The 18,938-nt window shown below is 34.8% G+C and carries 15 protein-coding genes; 12 read left to right on the top strand and 3 right to left on the bottom strand.

Annotated features, from left to right (window positions below; genetic code table 11):
• The first annotated feature begins 3 nt into the window (after nt 1-3).
• The 10 genes from KCG49_RS09380 to KCG49_RS09335 all read left to right on the top strand — a co-directional run bounded on the left by KCG49_RS09380 (nt 4) and on the right by KCG49_RS09335 (nt 14,526).
• Nucleotides 4-879 carry a glycoside hydrolase family 16 protein gene (locus KCG49_RS09380; protein ID WP_218546094.1) on the top strand — a complete coding sequence of 292 codons (876 nt, stop codon included), beginning with the start codon at nt 4-6 and terminating at the stop codon, nt 877-879.
• Nucleotides 880-897: 18 nt separating this feature from the next.
• Entirely contained in the window at nt 898-1,725 is an 828-nt protein-coding gene (locus tag KCG49_RS09375) for a PKD domain-containing protein (protein WP_218546093.1), read from the top strand.
• 123 nt (nt 1,726-1,848) lie between these two features.
• Nucleotides 1,849-5,295 carry a 1,3-beta-D-glucan phosphorylase, GH149 family gene (locus tag KCG49_RS09370; protein WP_218546091.1) on the top strand — a complete coding sequence of 1,149 codons (3,447 nt, stop codon included), beginning with the start codon at nt 1,849-1,851 and terminating at the stop codon, nt 5,293-5,295.
• A 9-nt stretch (nt 5,296-5,304) separates the two neighbouring features.
• A complete protein-coding gene (locus KCG49_RS09365; protein ID WP_218546089.1) occupies nt 5,305-6,597 on the top strand; it encodes a glycosyl hydrolase family 17 protein in 1,293 nt (430 codons plus the stop codon).
• A gap of 80 nt (nt 6,598-6,677) precedes the next feature.
• Nucleotides 6,678-8,129, top strand: coding sequence for a glycoside hydrolase family 30 protein (locus KCG49_RS09360; protein ID WP_256259934.1), 1,452 nt, complete (start codon nt 6,678-6,680; stop codon nt 8,127-8,129).
• Between the two features lie 13 nt (nt 8,130-8,142).
• The gene (locus tag KCG49_RS09355; RefSeq protein WP_218546086.1) at nt 8,143-9,561 is read left to right on the top strand and encodes an MFS transporter; all 1,419 of its coding nucleotides are present in this window, start codon (nt 8,143-8,145) and stop codon (nt 9,559-9,561) included.
• 14 nt (nt 9,562-9,575) lie between these two features.
• Nucleotides 9,576-10,493 carry a glycoside hydrolase family 17 protein gene (locus KCG49_RS09350; protein WP_218546085.1) on the top strand — a complete coding sequence of 306 codons (918 nt, stop codon included), beginning with the start codon at nt 9,576-9,578 and terminating at the stop codon, nt 10,491-10,493.
• 8 nt (nt 10,494-10,501) lie between these two features.
• Nucleotides 10,502-11,392 (top strand): glycoside hydrolase family 17 protein, encoded by an 891-nt coding sequence (locus KCG49_RS09345; protein ID WP_218546084.1) that lies wholly within the window; start codon nt 10,502-10,504, stop codon nt 11,390-11,392.
• Nucleotides 11,393-11,665: 273 nt separating this feature from the next.
• A complete protein-coding gene (locus KCG49_RS09340) occupies nt 11,666-13,231 on the top strand; it encodes a T9SS type A sorting domain-containing protein (protein WP_218546082.1) in 1,566 nt (521 codons plus the stop codon).
• 287 nt (nt 13,232-13,518) lie between these two features.
• Nucleotides 13,519-14,526: a LacI family DNA-binding transcriptional regulator gene (locus KCG49_RS09335; RefSeq protein WP_218546081.1), complete on the top strand. Its 1,008-nt coding sequence runs from the start codon at nt 13,519-13,521 to the stop codon at nt 14,524-14,526.
• A 48-nt stretch (nt 14,527-14,574) separates the two neighbouring features.
• Here KCG49_RS09335 and KCG49_RS09330 read toward each other — a convergent pair whose 3' ends face one another.
• The 3 genes from KCG49_RS09330 to KCG49_RS09320 all read right to left on the bottom strand — a co-directional run bounded on the left by KCG49_RS09330 (nt 14,575) and on the right by KCG49_RS09320 (nt 16,632).
• Complete coding sequence (locus KCG49_RS09330; RefSeq protein ID WP_218546079.1) at nt 14,575-15,030, bottom strand: hypothetical protein; 456 nt, start codon at nt 15,028-15,030, stop codon at nt 14,575-14,577.
• 35 nt (nt 15,031-15,065) lie between these two features.
• On the bottom strand, nt 15,066-15,299 hold the full coding sequence (locus tag KCG49_RS09325; protein WP_218546076.1) for a hypothetical protein: 234 nt from the start codon (nt 15,297-15,299) through the stop codon (nt 15,066-15,068).
• A gap of 97 nt (nt 15,300-15,396) precedes the next feature.
• The gene (locus tag KCG49_RS09320) at nt 15,397-16,632 is read right to left on the bottom strand and encodes a 3-deoxy-D-manno-octulosonic acid transferase (RefSeq protein ID WP_218546074.1); all 1,236 of its coding nucleotides are present in this window, start codon (nt 16,630-16,632) and stop codon (nt 15,397-15,399) included.
• Nucleotides 16,633-16,753: 121 nt separating this feature from the next.
• Between KCG49_RS09320 and KCG49_RS09315 the strand changes: the two genes are divergently transcribed.
• Both KCG49_RS09315 and galE read left to right on the top strand, forming a co-directional pair.
• On the top strand, nt 16,754-17,914 hold the full coding sequence (locus tag KCG49_RS09315; RefSeq protein WP_218546073.1) for a DegT/DnrJ/EryC1/StrS family aminotransferase: 1,161 nt from the start codon (nt 16,754-16,756) through the stop codon (nt 17,912-17,914).
• 1 nt (nt 17,915) lies between these two features.
• Nucleotides 17,916-18,935: a UDP-glucose 4-epimerase GalE gene (gene galE / locus KCG49_RS09310; protein WP_218546071.1), complete on the top strand. Its 1,020-nt coding sequence runs from the start codon at nt 17,916-17,918 to the stop codon at nt 18,933-18,935.
• Nucleotides 18,936-18,938: the final 3 nt, after the last annotated feature.

Raw genomic sequence — 18,938 nt, 5'->3', positions numbered from 1 at the left:
TTTATGAAAAATATAAAGTCAAATACATTGTTTAGAGTTAAGTGTTTAGTGGCACTAATGATTTTCACTACTATGTTTACAAATTGTGATCCAGATGAAACTCAAGAAGTGGCAAAACTAAATAATTTAGTAATGCAAGACGAGTTTGATGTAGATGGTGTTCCAAATCCATCAATGTGGACTTATGATATTGGTGATGGAACTGCAGAAGGTATTCCTGGATGGGGAAATAACGAGTTACAGTACTATACAGCCAGGCCAGAAAACGTAAATGTTGAAAACGGTGTGCTGGTGATTACGGCACGCGAAGAATCATTTGAAGGCGCAAGCTATACTTCAGCCAGATTAACCACCCAAAATTTATTTGAGCGACAATATGGGCGTTTCGAAGCGCGCATAAAATTACCTTGGGGAAAAGGGCTTTGGCCAGCGTTTTGGTTATTGGGTAATGACTGTGATCAAAACCCATGGCCACAATGTGGAGAAATAGACATCATGGAATATCTCGGGGATTCACCAACTATAGTATTTGGCAGTGCTCATGGGCCAGGTTATAATGCAGGTGATGCCATTACTAAAGAATATGAATTAGAGAATGATCGCTTCGATACAGGCTTTCACGTTTTTGGAATAGAGTGGAGTCCGAACCGTATTAACTATTACGTAGACGATGTATTATACCAAAGTATTACGCCATCAGTTGTGGAAGAAGAAGCTGTCGTCGATGGTGGTCCTGAAAATGCTGGGGAATGGGTGTTTAATCGTCCATTTTACATCATCATGAATATAGCTGTTGGTGGTAACCTGCCTGGTGCACCAAATGCCGAAACCGTATTTCCACAAAGAATGTTGGTGGACTATGTTAGAGTTTATAATTAATTTAAAAAGTAATAAACAATGAAATTATTAAAATATAAAATAACATTACTTTCCATTATCATTCTATCGTGTTCAATCATATCTTGTGAGGATAGTGACAGTGGTGTGTCTTTAATAGGCTTAGAATCGAGATTTTTGAGCGATGTTCAATTCAGCACAATAACATTTACAAATGCATCAAATGATGCCACAAGTTATTTGTGGGATTTTGGAAATGGCGATACCGATGTCATTGCAAACCCTACGGTAACCTTTGATAATGGTACATACACAGTAACCCTAACAGCATTTGATGACAACGGAAATTCAGATACATTTTCTGAAACATTTACAATAAATTGTGAAACATCAGAAAACATTGACCCTGCTAATGGGAATCTTAATTGGACGTTTTTTACAATATCGGACGATACTACATTTGATGCGTTTGGTAATACTGCAGGATTTATTGTTGAAAACCCAGTTGTAGATGCGGTTAATCCAAGCTGTAAAGTACAACGTTTCGAAAAAACAACTGGATGTTTCACTTTTGCTGGTTTGGGAGTAGCGCTAGACACACCTCTAGATTTTTCATTACCGGAAACAGGAAAAACATTCACTATAAAAGTTCTTGCAGAAACTCAGCTAACAGACGTGACATTACGTTTGGAGTTTATGCCATTTCCTAATACAGAGCCATCTCAAGATAGAGTGGCGAGTATTACACAGTTGGGAGAATGGCAAGAATTGACTTTTGATTTTACTGATGTTGCTACAGGTACATTTCAGAGTATGATTATCTATTTTGAAAGAAATGCACCTTGTGATGGTGACATATACTATTTTGATGACATAATTCAACAGTAAATACATATCAAGTTTTGTTTTAAGTCCTTAGTGACTTCTGAATTAGAAAAATAAATCACTATAATTTTCAAGATTTTGGTTGTAACTGTAATAAGTTTAATTGAAATTTTAAGTAGCTAGCTAATGCCTAACACACAAATATTAGATAATAAAGTGAAATTAGAACAGGTTTCGATTGACAATAAAGCTTATTTCAAAATTTCTAACAGTAATGAGATGCGTCCATTTTTTATGAGCATTGTCAGTGATTCTAATCATTGGATGTTTATATCGAGTAATGGAGGACTAACCGCTGGGCGAAAGAATTCTGAGTTTGCTTTATTTCCTTATTATTCAGATGATAAGATTACAGAGTCTTCAGAAATAACAGGTGCAAAATCTATTTTTCAGGTCATAAAAAATGGTGAGATATTTATTTGGGAACCTTTCTCAATACGTTTTCAAGATAATTATAACGTAAGAAGCAATCTTTATAAAAGTGTTTACGGTAACTCAATTATTTTTGAAGAAGAGAATCTAGACCTAGAACTTACATTTAGGTACGAATGGTGTTCTAGTAATGCTTATGGTTTTGTGAAAAAATCAACCCTAAGTAACAATTCAGATTTACCGGTTGGGATAAATGTTTTAGATGGTATTCAAAATGTAATACCATATGGTGTTAGCAGTGCATTGCAAAATGCGAGCAGCAATTTAGTTGATGCATACAAACGCACGGAATTAGTTGAACAAACAGGTATTGGGATTTTTGCATTAAGTGCCATTATTGTAGATAAGGCTGAGCCAAGTGAAGCTCTAAAAGCAAATATCGCTTGGTCTCTAGGCTTAGATAATCCCCAATACCTTTTGTCATCACTGCAGTTAGACGATTTTAGGAATTTTGAAAAAGTGAGCCAAGAAACAGATATAAAAGCAGAAAAGGGTGCTTACTTTATTAATTCTAAAATTCAATTGTCTTCTCAAGAGCATAAAAATTGGGTTATTATAGCCAATGTTAATCAAGATACTTCCGACATAGTTCAGATTTCTAAACAGATAAGTGAGGATAATCAATTATTAAGCAAACTTGAAAACAACATTGCATTAGGTACAAAACGACTTATTAAATTAAATGCAGCTTCAGATGGATTGCAATTAACTTCAGATAGCTTCAGAGATACGAGACATTTCTCGAATACACTTTTCAATATTATGAGAGGTGGTATTTTTGATGACGGTTATAGTATTGAGAAATGGGACTTTAAAAAATATTTGTTTAATGCCAATGCCAATGTTGCAAATCAAAATGAAGCTATTGTTGAAGCCTTACCAGAAAAATTTACCATAAGTGAGTTAAAGCAAATTGCAGAAGATAGCTCTGACAAAGATTTTTCACGTCTTTGTTTAGAATATATGCCTTTAAAATTTAGCCGCCGACACGGTGACCCAAGCCGTCCTTGGAATAAATTTTCCATTAATACAAGAAGTGAAATAGATGGCTCTAAAATATTAGATTACGAAGGCAATTGGCGCGATATTTTCCAAAACTGGGAAGCATTAGCATATTCTTATCCAGAGTTTATTGAGAGTATGATTCATAAGTTTCTAAACGCCACAACTTTTGATGGTTATAACCCTTACCGTGTAACAAAAGGTGGTTTTGATTGGGAAATTAGCGAACCAGATGATCCTTGGTCCTATATTGGGTATTGGGGAGATCATCAAATTATATATCTGCTCAAATTTTTAGAGTTTATAGAAGATTATCAGCCGGGTAAATTAAAAAGTTTACTCAATAAAGATTTATTTGTATATGCCAATGTACCGTACAGAATTAAATCTTATCAAGATGTATTAAAAAACCCAAAAGATACCATTGAGTTTGATGAAGCCTCGGATGAAGAAATTAGAGCAAAACGAGATAAAATAGGGGCTGATGGTGCATTGCTTCAATATGCAAATGGAGATGTAGTGAGGGCTAATTTTATGGAAAAAATACTGGCGACAACGCTAGCTAAACTTTCCAATTTTATACCAGAAGGTGGTATTTGGATGAATACACAGCGCCCTGAATGGAATGATGCCAACAATGCATTAGTGGGCAACGGTATCTCTATGGTAACCTTATACTATTTGCGACAGTTCTTAAAGTTCTTTGAAGGAGTGTTCAAAAATAATTCTACTTATACCATAGAAGTCGCATCAGAAATTGCAGATTTTTTCGATGCTGTTAAATCTACTTTTGTACAAAACGAAAATCTGTTAAACAATAACATCGATGATAAAAGCAGAAAACAGATTTTAGATGCTGTAGGTAATGCAGGTAGTATTTTTAGAGCAACCATTTATGAAAATTCATTTTCTGGTAATAAATCTAAACTTCGACTTGAGGATATAAAAACATTCACGCATTCGGCATTAAAGCACTTAGAGCATTCAATTGAAGCGAACAAGCGTGACGATGCTATGTATCATGCCTATAATTTAATGTCTATTGAAAATGAAAACTCAATTTCTGTTGCTTATTTAGATGAAATGTTAGAAGGACAAGTTGCCGTTTTAAGTTCAGGATATTTGAGTTCTAAAGAAAATTTAGCAGTGCTTGATGGACTTAAGCAAAGTAAGTTATTTAGAGAAGACCAATACAGTTACATATTGTATCCATATAAGAACCTAAAAGGATTTATGGATAGAAACACTATACCTGCAAATGCGGTTGAGAGTTCAGATTTATTAAAAACTTTAGTTGCGGACAATAATACACATGTAGTACAGAAAGATATAAATGGCGATTACCATTTTAATGGCAACTTTAAAAATGCCAATGACCTTAAGCTAGCATTGAAAAATTTATCAGGAACGGAATATGAAAGTCTGGCTAATAAAGAGGAATCTAAAATACTTCAAATTTTTGAAGATGTCTTTAATCATAAGGCATTTACAGGTCGCTCAGGTACATTTTATGGTTATGAAGGTTTGGGCTCTATTTACTGGCACATGGTATCCAAACTTTTGTTGGCAGTTATGGAATGTTGCCAAAAAGCAATAGAAGAAAACGAAAATGATGAAATCGTTGGTAGATTATTAGAGCACTACTACGAGATTAACGAAGGTATTGGTGTACATAAGTCGCCAGAACTATACGGAGCTTTCCCAACTGACCCCTATTCCCATACACCAGCGGGTAAAGGTGCGCAACAACCAGGTATGACTGGGCAGGTAAAAGAAGATATTCTAAGTCGTTTTGGTGAACTAGGTGTTTTTATGAAAGATGGGAGATTGGTGTTTAATCCATGTATGCTTCGTAAAGAGGAATTTTTAAATGAAACAAAAGCATTCGATTATATCGATCTTGATGGTAATACATCTCAACTAGAAATTAATAAGGGAGAATTAGTTTTTACCTATTGTCAGGTTCCTGTAATTTATAGCCTTTCAGATACTTTTAAGTCTGAAGTTAAACTAAAGCAGGGTTCAACACAGACTTTTAACAGTTTAAATCTTGATGAGGCAATAAGCCAAAAAGTGTTTAATCGTTCAGGTGAAGTAGAGCTTATCAAAATATATATTAAAGAAGATTATTTAAAATAGTATAACGTCATGAAAAAAGGAGTAATTGTAGTTTTTGTTTTATCTCTAGTATTCATGATGTCTTGTAATGAAAAGAAAAAAGACAAGTCGTCTTCAACCCAAATTAAGAAAAAAGTGACAGCAAAAGATATATTAGGTAACCCAAAGTATTTGGCCATTTCTTATGGTGGTTACCGCAAAAAATCAAGAGACAGTCAGCCTACATTATCAGAGCTAAAAGAGGATTTAAAAATCTTGTCAGCTATGGGTATTAAGATGTTAAGAACTTACAATGTTCAGCCTAAGTTACCACATGCTTCAAATGTACTAAAAGCAATTTCAGAACTTAAAAAAGAAGATCCAAATTTTGAAATGTACGTTATGTTAGGTGCATGGATTGATTGTTTAAATGCATGGACAAATAAAGAACCAAATCATAATATAGAAAGCCCAAATAATGCTGGTGAGATACAAAGAGCTGTTAAATTGGCAAATCAATACCCAGATATTGTAAAGATCATAGCCGTTGGCAATGAAGCTATGGTAAAATGGGCTACTGAATATTACGTTCAACCAGATGTTATTTTAAAATGGGTCAATCATCTTCAAAATTTAAAAAAGGGAGGTAAGCTACCAAAGGATTTATGGATTACCAGCTCAGATGACTTCGCATCTTGGGGAGGTGGGGAAGATCGATATCATGTCGAAGGTTTAAATATGTTGATAAAGGCTGTAGATTATATATCAATGCACACGTATCCGTATCACAACACACATTACAATCCAGAATTTTGGGGAGTGCCAGAAGCACATGCAGATATGCCAGATACAACAAAAATAGAAATGGCTATGGAGCGGGCTATAAAGTTTTCCCAGAAGCAGTATGATAGTGTTACCAATTACATGAAAAGTGTTGGAGTCAATAAACCCGTACATATAGGTGAGACCGGTTGGGCAACGGTCTCTAACGGTCAATATGGTGATGATGGATCTCGTGCAACGGATGAATATAAACAAGGTTTATACCATGAGCAAATACGAAAATGGACCAATAGGGCCAGAATTTCTTGCTTTTATTTTGAAGCATTTAATGAGCAATGGAAAGATGCGAATAATGCTAAAGGATCAGAAAATCATTTTGGGTTATTTACTATAGATGGTAAAGCTAAATACCCAATTTGGGACTTGGTGGATAAAGGAATTTTCGATGGACTAACCAGAAACGGCAATACGATTACAAAAACCTACAATGGTAATAAAGAAGCACTTTTAAAAGAAGTGTTGGTGCCACCATCAGAAGAAGAGATCATGGCAAAAAGATAGTGATATACTGCCTTACTACCGTTAACAATAAAAAAATGAAAACACTAAAACTGTGCATTTATTGTCTTTTAATAACGACTATGAGTTGTAATAAAGAAGAAAAAAAAGAACTGGTATTAGAAGTTTTTGAAACTTCTGCAAGTGGTAATAAGTTAACTAAACTTAACGAATTCAAAACAGTAGATTCTACTTTGGTAATTAAAATAAATCCGAATAAAAAATTTCAAACAATAACAGGCTTCGGTGGTGCTTTTACTGAGTCCTCAGCTTATCTTCTTAATAAACTAAGTAAGAAAAATAGAGATACTATCATGCGGGCCTACTTTACTGAAAATGGTGCCAATTACTCATTATGTAGAACACACATGAATTCTTGTGATTTTTCCTTATCTCAATATTCTTATGCACCAACTGAAGATAAAGCATTAAAGGATTTTTCGGTTAAGGAAGATATGGATGATCTAATTCCAATGATAAAAGAAGCCAATCGCATTTCAAAAGATGGTTTCAAATTGTTTGCTTCACCTTGGACGGCACCGCCGTGGATGAAGGACAATAAAGAATGGGTTGGTGGTAAACTATTGCCAGAACATTATCCGACCTGGGCATTGTTCTTCTCAAAATATATTGACGCTTATAAAGAACAAGGTATAGAACTTTGGGGTTTTACTGTTGAAAACGAACCGCATGGTAATGGCAATAACTGGGAGAGTATGCACTTTTCACCTGAGGAAATGACCGATTTTGTTCAAAATCATTTAGGGCCAAAGCTAGAAGCCGATGGTCATGGGGATAAAATTATTCTTGGATATGACCAAAACAGAGCTGGACTAAAAGAATGGGTAGATGTAATGTATGCTACTGAAGCATCATCAAAGTATTATGACGGAACTGCTATACATTGGTACGAAAGCACTTATGATTTCTTTCCTGAAGCCTTGCAATATGCACACCACAAAGCACCAGACAAATACCTAATAGAAACTGAAGGTTGTGTAGATTCTGAAGTGCCTAAGTGGAAAGATGATGCATGGTACTGGAAAAAAGAAGCCACAGATTGGGGCTGGGATTGGGCTTCTGAAGAAGATAAACATTTACATCCAAAATATGCGCCAGTTAACAGATACGCTAGAGATATTATAGGATGCTTAAACAATTGGGTAGACGGTTGGGTTGACTGGAATATGGTTTTAGACCGACAAGGTGGTCCAAATTGGTTTAAAAATTGGTGTGTAGCACCAGTGATTGTACATCCCGATGCTGATGAGGTGTACTTTACTCCATTATATTATACAATGGCACATTTTAGTAAATACATAAGACCGGGAGCAGAAGTACTTGGAGTAGAAAACACAGATGAAGATTTAATGGTTACTGCGTGCAAGAATCCAGATGGTTCTATTGTTGTTGTCATTTTTAATGAAGGAAAAGAAGTTAAGAATTATGCATTAAGCCTAAATGATGAAATAAAAAACATCGGTATAAAGGGACAAGCCATACAGACTATAGTGATACCAAAAGAAACTAACTAAATCAAATATAACTATGAGTTCTACTAGAGTTCCAATAGGTCAAAAAGCTGCTTTCGGAGCAGGCCATTTAATAAATAATTTAATTCCTGGCATATTAGGTGTTTTTGTTGTCATACTAAAATCTGCTGACGGTTTTGGAATGGATACAGTATTAGCAGGTCTTATAGTTGGTATACCTCGTTTATTTGATGCTATAACAGATCCGGTAATGGGGTACGTGTCAGATAATACAAGTTCAAGATTTGGAAGAAGGAGACCCTATATTTTTATTGGCGCAATATTATCAGGTGCCATATTTGCAATATTATGGCAAGTACATGATACAAATCCTGAAATGTATAATTTTTGGTACTTACTCATCTTTTCAATTTTGCTGATTTTTGGAAACACAATTTTTTCAACTCCGTTGATTGCTTTAGGATATGAGATGACCTCAGATTATAAAGAACGAACACGGTTGATGAGTTTTGCAAACATTATTGGACAAGTAGCTTGGATGTTAGTTCCATTTTTATATGTGTTAATACCTGATGGGGATCTTTTTGCTAGCCAACCAGAAGGAGTTAGAATTGTCGCTTTAATAGCTGGATTTGTAATTATCATCTTAGGAATACTTCCTGCTATCTTTTGCCGTGGGATTGATTCTAGTAAAATGGAAGGCAGAGAAGAAATTACACCTAAAGCACTTCTAAAGAGTATGGGCAAAATATTCACGGGTATAAAGCTTGTTCTTAAAAACAAACCTTTTGTTAAATTATGTTTAGCCACCTTCTTGGTATTTAATGGTTTTCAAATTGTTGCTGAATTTGGTGTCTTTATAATTAATTTTTACATGTTTGATGGCGATTGGGGTGCATCAAAATGGTGGGTAGCCCTTTTTCCAGCAGTTACAGCTGCCTATACAGCTTTTATTGCCATTCCCATAATCAATTGGATGGCTAATAAAATGGGAAAACGTAAAGCATTCATATATGCTACTTTAATTTCAATGTTTGGATATGCCTTAAAATGGTGGGGTTTTGATCCTGATAATTACTACATGATATTCTTGCCAATTCCTTTAATGGCCTTTGGAATGGGGTGTTTATTTACTTTAATGATGAGTATGACCGCTGATGTCTGTGATTTAGATGAATTAGAAAATGGTATGCCAAGAAAAGAAGGAACTTTTGGTGCTATCTATTGGTGGATGATTAAGGTTGGACAAGGTCTTGCTTTGGTGTTTTCTGGAATAATTTTAAAACTATTAGGTTATGACCCTACTGCTACAACACAAACTGCTGAAGCACTTACAGGTATGCGAATTACAGATATTGCTTTACCTGTACTGACTGCAGGACTTGCAATATGGGTAATGTGGAAATACAGTCTTACCGAAGAAAGGGCTAGAGAAATAAAAGACGAACTTGTAGAACGTCGAGGCGAATTATAAACTAAACTCATAAAATGTCATACAGAGAAGCATCATATTACAAAACTAAGGGCTATAGCCAAATAGCAACTCAAGGTTTAGACCTGTCAAAATATTCATCAGAAGACATGAAGCGTCTTTGGCGTAAAACTATCGAAGAAGGGTTTCATGGTATATGTTTTAGTATGTATGAAGATGGCCAAAAGCCCGGTGACGATATTAGTTTCGAACAGGTAGAGCGACGTGTAAAAATTTTAAGACCATATGTGGAGGCTATTCGTTCATTTTCATGTATTGAAGGTAATGAGCATGTGCCAGTAGCGGCAAAAAAACAAGGGTTAAAAACGCTTGTGGGAGCTTGGTTAAGTGACAACAAGGAAGACAACGAAAGGGAAATCGAAGGTTTAATAAGATTAGCCAAGGATGGTCATGTAGATGTGGCTGCCGTAGGGAACGAAGTCTTGTACCGTAATGATCTAACGTTAGAAGAATTGTTAGGGTATATAAAACGTGTTAAGGATGCTTTAAGAGGTTTAGACATACCTGTAGGTTATGTAGATGCTTATTACGAATTTTCACGTCATCCAGAACTGGTAGAACATTCCGATATAGTGTTGGCAAACTTATATCCGTATTGGGAAGGGTGTCCAATTGAATATGCTTTAGGGCATATGCAAGCCATGTATGGTCAGGTTGTAGATGCTGCCCAAGGTAAGCCAATCATTATCACAGAAACAGGTTGGCCAAGTGAAGGAGGGAGTCTTAAAGGTGCTGTTGCTGGCGATGTTGCTGCTATGAAATATTTTATAGACACTATAAGTTGGACTAAAGAAAATGATATTCCAATTTTCTATTTCTCTTCATTTGATGAATCTTGGAAAACAGGTGATGAAGGTGATGTTGGTGCCTATTGGGGGCTCTGGGATAAAACCGAAAAGCTCAAATATAATTAGAGGTTGTTATGTCTGTCAGAGAGGAAAAGTTTTTAGCATTAGCATCTATTGATTACGATGGAATGTCTATTGAAGATTTGCAAAAATTATTTAGAAAAACTTTAAAATCTGGTATGCATGGTTTGTGCTCTAGCCCTTATGAAGAAGGTCAAGAACCTGGTGACCAATTAACCGAGGATCAAATAAGGAGACGGTTAAAAATTATACAACCTTATACAAACTGGATTCGCTCTTTTTCTTGTACAGACGGCAATGAGCTTATTCCTAAAATCGCCAAGGAGATGGGTATGAAAACCTTGGTTGGTGCTTGGTTAGGTGATGATCCAGAAATAAATGAAAGAGAACTACAAGGTCTTATTAATTTAGTTAATGATGGCTTTGTTGATCTTGCTGCTGTTGGTAACGAAGTCATGTACAGAGGGGATTTAACTGAGGACGAGCTGTTACAGAAAATCTACTTTGTTAAAGATGCTATTAAGGCTTCCAATATTCCTGTTGGTTATGTAGATGCTTATTACGAATTCCAAGAACGACCAGCGATAACTGAGGCTTGCGATATTATTTTGGCAAACTGTTATCCTTTTTGGGAAGGATGTGATTTAGATTATTCCTTACTTTATATGAAAGATATGTACCATAAAGCTGAGCGTGCTGGTAAAGGTAAAAGAGTAGTCATTACCGAAACAGGCTGGCCAAGCCAAGGAACAAATTTACATGGGGCCTATCCATCAGAAGAGAATGCCATAAAATATTTCATAAATATACAAAAATGGTCTAAAGAAGAGGATATAGAAATTTTCTATTTTTCATCTTTTGACGAATCTTGGAAAGTCGGATCAGAAGGTGATGTAGGTGCCTATTGGGGTATTTGGGATAAAAATGAAAAATTGAAGTATTAAAAAGACCACAAGTTTTATGTATGGTTGATATTTAACAACACAACATAACCACTACAAACTATTTTATCCAAAATTTAAAATGTTGTCTAGCCTAATAATATCAAGGCTTTGGGCACACATTGTAAATCGTTAACTATAACGATGTCGTTGTATGTTTTTTGTTAAGGTGGAATTGAAAAATATTCAATATGTAATTAATACATTTATAAAACTGATAATTAATAGCATTATAAATTATCAATTACCTATAAATAACTAAAATAAATAACGATTATGAAAAAAATTACCTTTCTTTATTTTTTACTCACATCTTGCATGATGTTTGGGCAATCATTGCCAACGAATTTTGAAAATCCCTCAACAACTGCATCATTTGAATTTGGTGGTCTAGGTTTTAATAACATTGAAAACCCTGATATTAGTGCAGGTAATATGTCTGCACGAGTTCTTGAGGTTAATAAACCTGATACTGCTGATTGGGGTGGAGGTTTTGGTTTTGAAACTCCTGGAAATCCATTAATTGATTTAGCAAATGGTACTGTTTTTACTATGAAAGTTTGGGCTCCAATTGCAAATCAAAATATTAGGTTTCAAATTCAAATTGGTCTAAGTGGAGAACCAACTTATAATAGAGATGTTACCATAACTACGGCTGGTGTTTGGACTGAAGTGACTTTTGATTTCACGGGTCAACCAGGATTAACAGGAATGGAACAATATACCGTGTTAGTGATACAGCCAAATTATGAAGTTGCCTGCGAAGGTGGCGGATGTGGAACTGTGGGAGCAGGAAATGGTGGTATATGGTACATTGATGATATAGTACAAGTAGGAGCACCAGATCCAACGTGTATGGATGGTGTGCAAAATGGTGATGAAACAGGTGTTGACTGTGGTGGTCCAGATTGTCCAGCTTGTCCAGAATCATGTGATGATGGTATTTTAAATAATGGTGAAGAGCAAATCGATTGTGGTGGCCCTAACTGTGCACCATGTCCTGCGACTGATCCTACTGATGGCCCAACGGATTCGCCTTCTACCGGATTGGATTTTTATGTTTACAGTGATTTGAGTGGTAATGCAAATCAATCAGATTTTACAGATTTTATTTTTGACTCTTTTGGCGGAGGTGTTACTCGTACTCAAGAAAATTTAAATGGAAATACTGTTATTAAGTTAGAGAACTTAGATTTCTTTGGTAATGCTTTCGGCCCAGATGCAGGAGGTACACCTTTTACATTTGATGCGACTACAACATACGATTTTGTACATATAAACTATTATGCTACAACGTCAACAGCGTTTAATTTCTCTTTGGTTGATGATTCTTTAAGTGCAACTGTTTGTTGTGGTAGTGCGGAGGAGCCATTCTATAGGTTTGGTTCAGCAGCTGACGTAGGTGCTGGAAATGCAGATGCTGAGCTAATTACGGGTCAATGGGTAAGTGTATTCATTCCTTTTACACATTTTGTAAATTACCCTCCTTTAGTAAGTGGTACATGGGATGGTACAGATCTTAAGCAAACATTGTTTACCGGAAATGGTACTGTATATGTTGATAATATATTTTTCAGTACAACGAATGTTCTAAGTACAAATACTTTTGAAACAACTGAGTTTAAAGTATTCCCTAATCCAACAAATGGAAACTGGAATCTTTTAAGTTCTAATACAATAAATAATGTAGCTGTTTATGATATTTTAGGAAAACAAGTATTGACATTATCACCAAATTCTAGTGAAGTTGCTATAGATGCGTCATCATTAATAACTGGTGTTTATTTTGCTAGAATTGAAGGAGTAAGCGGTTCTAAGACCATTAAGTTGGTAAAAGAATAGAATATTATCATATATAGAATTGAGCGAAAAGAAGCGTGTTTAAAATGTAAACATGCTTCTTTTTTTGCTATACGCTTTCAGGATATATTTTATATGAAAAACTGAATGCTCAAAAGAGATGTGATGCTATGTGGCATGCACTATTTTTTTATTGAGACAACTTCAAAGAAATGCATCAATAAATAAAAAATGAACAAAGGGTTAGCGACTTAATTAATGAAACAAATGTGTTTTATTTTACTTTTACGAGACGTAAAGCTATAATCTTAATACTAAAATAGTATCAAATGACAACTCTAAAAGAATTATCTAAGCTTCTTAATATTTCTGTATCAACAGTTTCAAAAGCATTAAATGACAGTCACGAAATAAGTGATACTACTAAAAAACGTGTTAATGAACTGGCCGAAAAATTAAATTATAAGCCTAACCGAATAGCACAACAATTAAAAACCAATAAGACAAGAACTATTGGTGTTATCCTGCCAACGGTAACCAATCCTTTTTTTGCAGAAGTATTACATGGTATTGAAATGGCAGCTACCAACAATGATTATGATATAATCGTTTGTCTCTCTAACGAAACTTTGAACAAAGAAAAACGAAGTCTTGAGCTATTATCTAATGGTAGTGTTGATGGATTTATTATGGCTGTGGCAAGAGAAGGTCAGGTAAAACAGGAGATAAATCATATTCAAACAATTTTAGACAGTAAAATTCCTGTTTTAATGTTTGATAGGGTTGTAGATGAGATAAAGTGCGATAAAGTTATTGTTGATGACTTTCAATCTGTTTATGAAGTTACAGAACATTTAATTGAAAAAGAAGGTAGAAAACACATTCTTTTAGTGAGTAATATTGAAGAACTCAGTGTCGGAAAACTAAGAATTAAAGGATATACTAAAGCACTCGAAAAGTATAACTTAAAACCAAATATTTTAAAACTCGATAATGCTCTTGATGTTGAAAAAAGCATCCATACTTACTTGAGTAAAAACTCAGAAATTGATGCCATAATATCTATAGATCATATTACAGGGATTGTAGCTATCAACATGGCTAAAAAATTGGGTAGGGAGATTCCAAATAATATATCTATTGTAGGATTTGGTTACGAGCATACAGAACTATTGTCTAGCCCTAAAATCTCAATTATACATCAAAAAGCATACGACATTGGTGAAATGTCTGTAAAACTTTTATTGGAAAGGTTAAATACAGAAAATCATAAGGCACAGACTGTTATTGTGCCAAGTGAGTTGAAGCTTAGTGAGTCGTCAAAAAATTCATTATAAAAAAAGCCTGATTTTTCATCAGGCTTTTTTTATAACAAAAAGGTAAAATTAGTTCCCTTTCATTTTTTTAGCAGCTTCATCGATAGCATCATTCTTTGCTTCTTCAGCATTTTCCTTTGCATCTTTGATGTCCTCACGAGCATCACCAACAAATTCATCAGCTTTCTTCTTTGCAGCTTCTAAATTGGCCTTTGCGGCCTCAACAGCTTTTTCAGCTTTTACTTTAGCTTCACCAGTTGCTTCCTTAGCCGCTTTTTCTGCTTTTTTTAATTCTTCCTTAGCTTCATCCACAACCTTGTCGGCAGCTTCTTTAGCTGTGTCTAATGCATCCTTGGCTTCATCAACGGTTTGGTCAAATGCTTCATTTACAGTATCTGCCATGTCATTTGAAGTGCCTTTAGCATTTTCAACTGCATCTTTGGTTTTCTCCTCGGCTTCTTTACAAGAATTCAACGATAGCCCTAGAAATGCAACTAGAGTCAAACTTAAAATTATTTTTTTCATTAGTTAAAGCTTTAGTCTATTTTATTTGAGGATAATTAGTTATTGTCGTTGTCTATCTCATCAACAGCATCTTCTACTGCTTCACCAGCTTCTTTAGTCTCTTCAACAACGTTGTCAACAGCCTTACCAGCTTTTTCTAAGGCTCCTTCTGTTTCTTTTTCAGCTTTTTCAACTGTTACTTCAATTTTTTCTTCTTTTGTCTCTCTACAAGAATTTAATGATAGTCCCAAAAATGCAACTAGGGCTAAACTTAATACAGCTTTTTTCATTTTAATAGTTTTAGTGTTAATTGTTGTTAATGTACGAAAATACTAATTTTAATGAAACTTTAACAATATTTCATTGGTATTAGTATTATAATTAGGCTTATATACGTATGTAATCAAGGATTTGGATGACAGCACCTTTATTTTTTTCAATAAAGAGCTTGTTGATTTTACCTTGTTGCTCTCTTATTTCTTTGTTTGATACTAGAGTATTTATTGCAGTTTCAAATTCTGAAATATTTGTAACAGATGTCACCCCGTTTAGCTCTATAAGCTTTTTAGCCTCTGGAAACTTTTCATGGTTTTTACCAATCAATATGGGAATACCAAAAACCGCAGGCTCTAGTATATTGTGTAAACCTGTATTTCCTGCAGCTCCACCAACATACGCAATATCTGCATAACTATACACTTTACTCAAATAGCCAATAGTATCTAAAATAAATACTTTAGCTTCCGAAAGCGTTTTGTTGTTCATTTCTGAAAAACATAGTGTTTTTATTTTAAGCTGAGACTTTAAAGACTGAATGTAATTGGGCTTAATATTATGTGGTGCAATAACAAACTTTAGATCTTGGGCTGAGTTTTCATTAATATAATCTATGTAGAGTTTATCATCTTCTGGCCAAGTGCTTCCAAGAACAATACATGTTTTGTTGTTCTTAAAATCTTCTATAAAATTGACTGTATTATTAATGTTTAATTGATTCGAAACACGATCAAAACGTGTGTCACCAGAGACAGAGACATTATCATACCTTATGCTTTTAAGCAATTCTTTAGAGTTTTTATCCTGCGTAAAAATATGGTTGAAAGCAAATAAGGATGATCGCATAAAATCGCCATACCATTTAAAAAAGCTCTGATGTGTTCTAAAAACAGCTGAAATGAGTATAGTATTTAGGTCTCGCCTTTTTATTTCTGATAAGAAATTTGGCCAAATTTCATACTTCACAAAGATGATATAATCTGGATTTACGATATCCAAAAAACGTTTGGCATTTGTTTTAGTATCTAGGGGAAGATAAACTACGACATCAGCAACCTTTGTGTTTTTTCTAATCTCATAACCCGATGGTGAAAAGAAGGATAAAACAATTTTATAGTCAGTATACTTGGCTTTTAGAGCCTCAAAAACTGGGAGACCTTGCTCGTACTCTCCAAGCGAAGCACAATGAAACCAAAAGGTTTTATCGTTTGGTTTTATAGAATTTCTTAATTTTTGGAAAGTTTCTTTCCTTCCATCAACACCTAATTTTAATTTTGAATTAAAGAGCGATAAAAGCCCAATGACAAAATGGGCTATATAAATTCCTATGGAGTAGAGTCTTCTCAATAGTAAAGATTTGTGCTAAAATACATTACTTTCAATTAATTGCATTGGCATAGCGATTACAATTTTGTATTTTCGTTCAAGACTTAGATCTAAGTCGTATATATAAATTATAATCTTCCGAATGAAAAAAATTCAAATGGTTGACCTTCAGGGTCAATACGCAAAAATTAAAGCTGTTGTAGACCCTTCAATTCAAGAGGTAATGGATAGCGCAGCATTTATAAATGGTCCAAAAGTACATCAATTTCAAAAAAATCTTGAAGATTATCTCGGTGTAAAAAATGTTATCCCGTGTGCTAATGGAACGGACGCACTTCAAATTGCCATGATGGGTTTAGGTTTACAGCCAGGTGATGAAGTTATTACGGCAGATTTTACATTTGCAGCAACGGTAGAGGTCATAGCTTTATTGCAGTTAACGCCAGTTTTAGTTGATGTAGACCCGGTAAGTTTCAACATTGATGTTGATGCAATCGAAAAAGCCATTACACCAAAAACTAAAGCAATAGTGCCTGTTCACCTATTCGGATTGGCAGCAGATATGGATGCTATTATGGCATTAGCTAAAAAACATAACTTATATGTCATTGAGGATAATGCTCAAGGCATAGGAGCCGATTATACGCACAAAGATGGTTCTAAAACAAAAACAGGTGCAATAGGTCATGTAGCTTCAACATCCTTTTTCCCATCTAAAAATTTGGGATGTTATGGTGATGGTGGAGCTATTTTTACCAATGAAGACGATTTAGCGCACACTATAAGAGGTATTGTAAATCATGGTATGTATAAGCGTTATCATCATGATGTGGTTGGGGTAAACTCCAGATTAGATTCTATACAAGCGGCAGTTTTAGATGCTAAACTTCCACACTTAGATAGTTATAATGCGGCAAGACGAAATGCGGCAAGAAAATATTCTGAAGCTTTTAAAAACCATCCCAAAATTACGACTCCTAGTGGAAGAACTAGCTGTAAAGGTATCTGTGATACTTGTGATTGCCATGTGTTTCATCAATACACTCTAAAGCTAAAGGATGTAGATAGAGATGCTTTAGTAGCACATTTGCAAGCGCACAATATTCCTTGTGGGGTTTATTATCCTATTCCATTGCACCTCCAAAAAGCTTATGCTGACGAGCGTTACAATGAAGACGATTTTAAAGTTACCAATCAATTGGTAAAATCTGTAATTTCTCTACCAATGCATACAGAATTGGATGATGAGCAAATTGAATTCATCACAACTACAGTGCTTAATTTTATAAACAGCAATGCTTAATATGAAGATTTTAGTTACTGGTGGCTTAGGCTTTATCGGTTCGCATACCGTTGTAGAATTACAAAATGAAGGCTATGAGGTCGTCATTATAGATAACTTAAGTAACTCATCCGTTGAGGTCTTAGACGGTATAGCAGCCATTACAGGCAAAAAACCCTATTTTGAAAAGCTAGACCTTAAAATCAAGGGTGATGTTAAGTCATTTTTTAAAAAACATAACGACATTGTTGGAGTTATCCATTTTGCAGCAAGCAAAGCTGTAGGCGAAAGTGTAAATAATCCTTTAATGTATTATGAAAATAACATTAATACTTTGGTGTATGTGCTTCAGGAGATGAATCAGCTCAATCTGCAGAATTTTATATTTAGTTCCTCATGCACAGTTTATGGTCAGGCAGATGAATTGCCTATTACTGAAAATGCACCAGTAAAACCAGCTGAATCTCCTTATGGAAACACAAAACAGATTGGCGAGGAAATCATAAAGGATACCTGTAAAGTTAATGAGAAACTTAATTGTATAGCACTACGTTACTTTAATCCCATCGGTGCACATCCATCAGCCGAAATAGGTGAATTGCCAATCGGCGTACCACAAAATTTAGTGCCATTTATTACACAAACTGCTATTGGAATACGCGAGCAGCTTTCTGTTTTTGGAGGAGATTACCCAACACCAGATGGTACCTGCATTAGAGACTATATCCATGTTGTAGATTTAGCAAAAGCACATGTTGTTGCTTTACAGCGTTTAATATCCGAAAAGAACAATTCAAATTTTGAATTTTTCAACCTTGGAACCGGAAAAGGAAGCTCAGTTTTAGAAGCTATTAAGTCATTTGAAAGTGTTTCAAGTAAAAAGTTAAACTATAAAATAGTGGCAAGAAGAGCGGGAGATGTAATTTCAGCTTATGCAGATACTAATAAGGCTAATGATGTTTTAGGTTGGAAGACCCTATTAACACTTGATGATGGCATGAATTCTGCGTGGAAATGGGAACAAAAAATCAGGAATAAATAAACA

Source organism: Winogradskyella luteola (assembly GCF_019203985.1).
Taxonomy (GTDB): Bacteria; Bacteroidota; Bacteroidia; order Flavobacteriales; family Flavobacteriaceae; genus Winogradskyella; species Winogradskyella luteola.
Note: the sequence above shows the minus strand (reverse complement) of the source record. Positions and strands in the feature narration are given on the sequence as shown.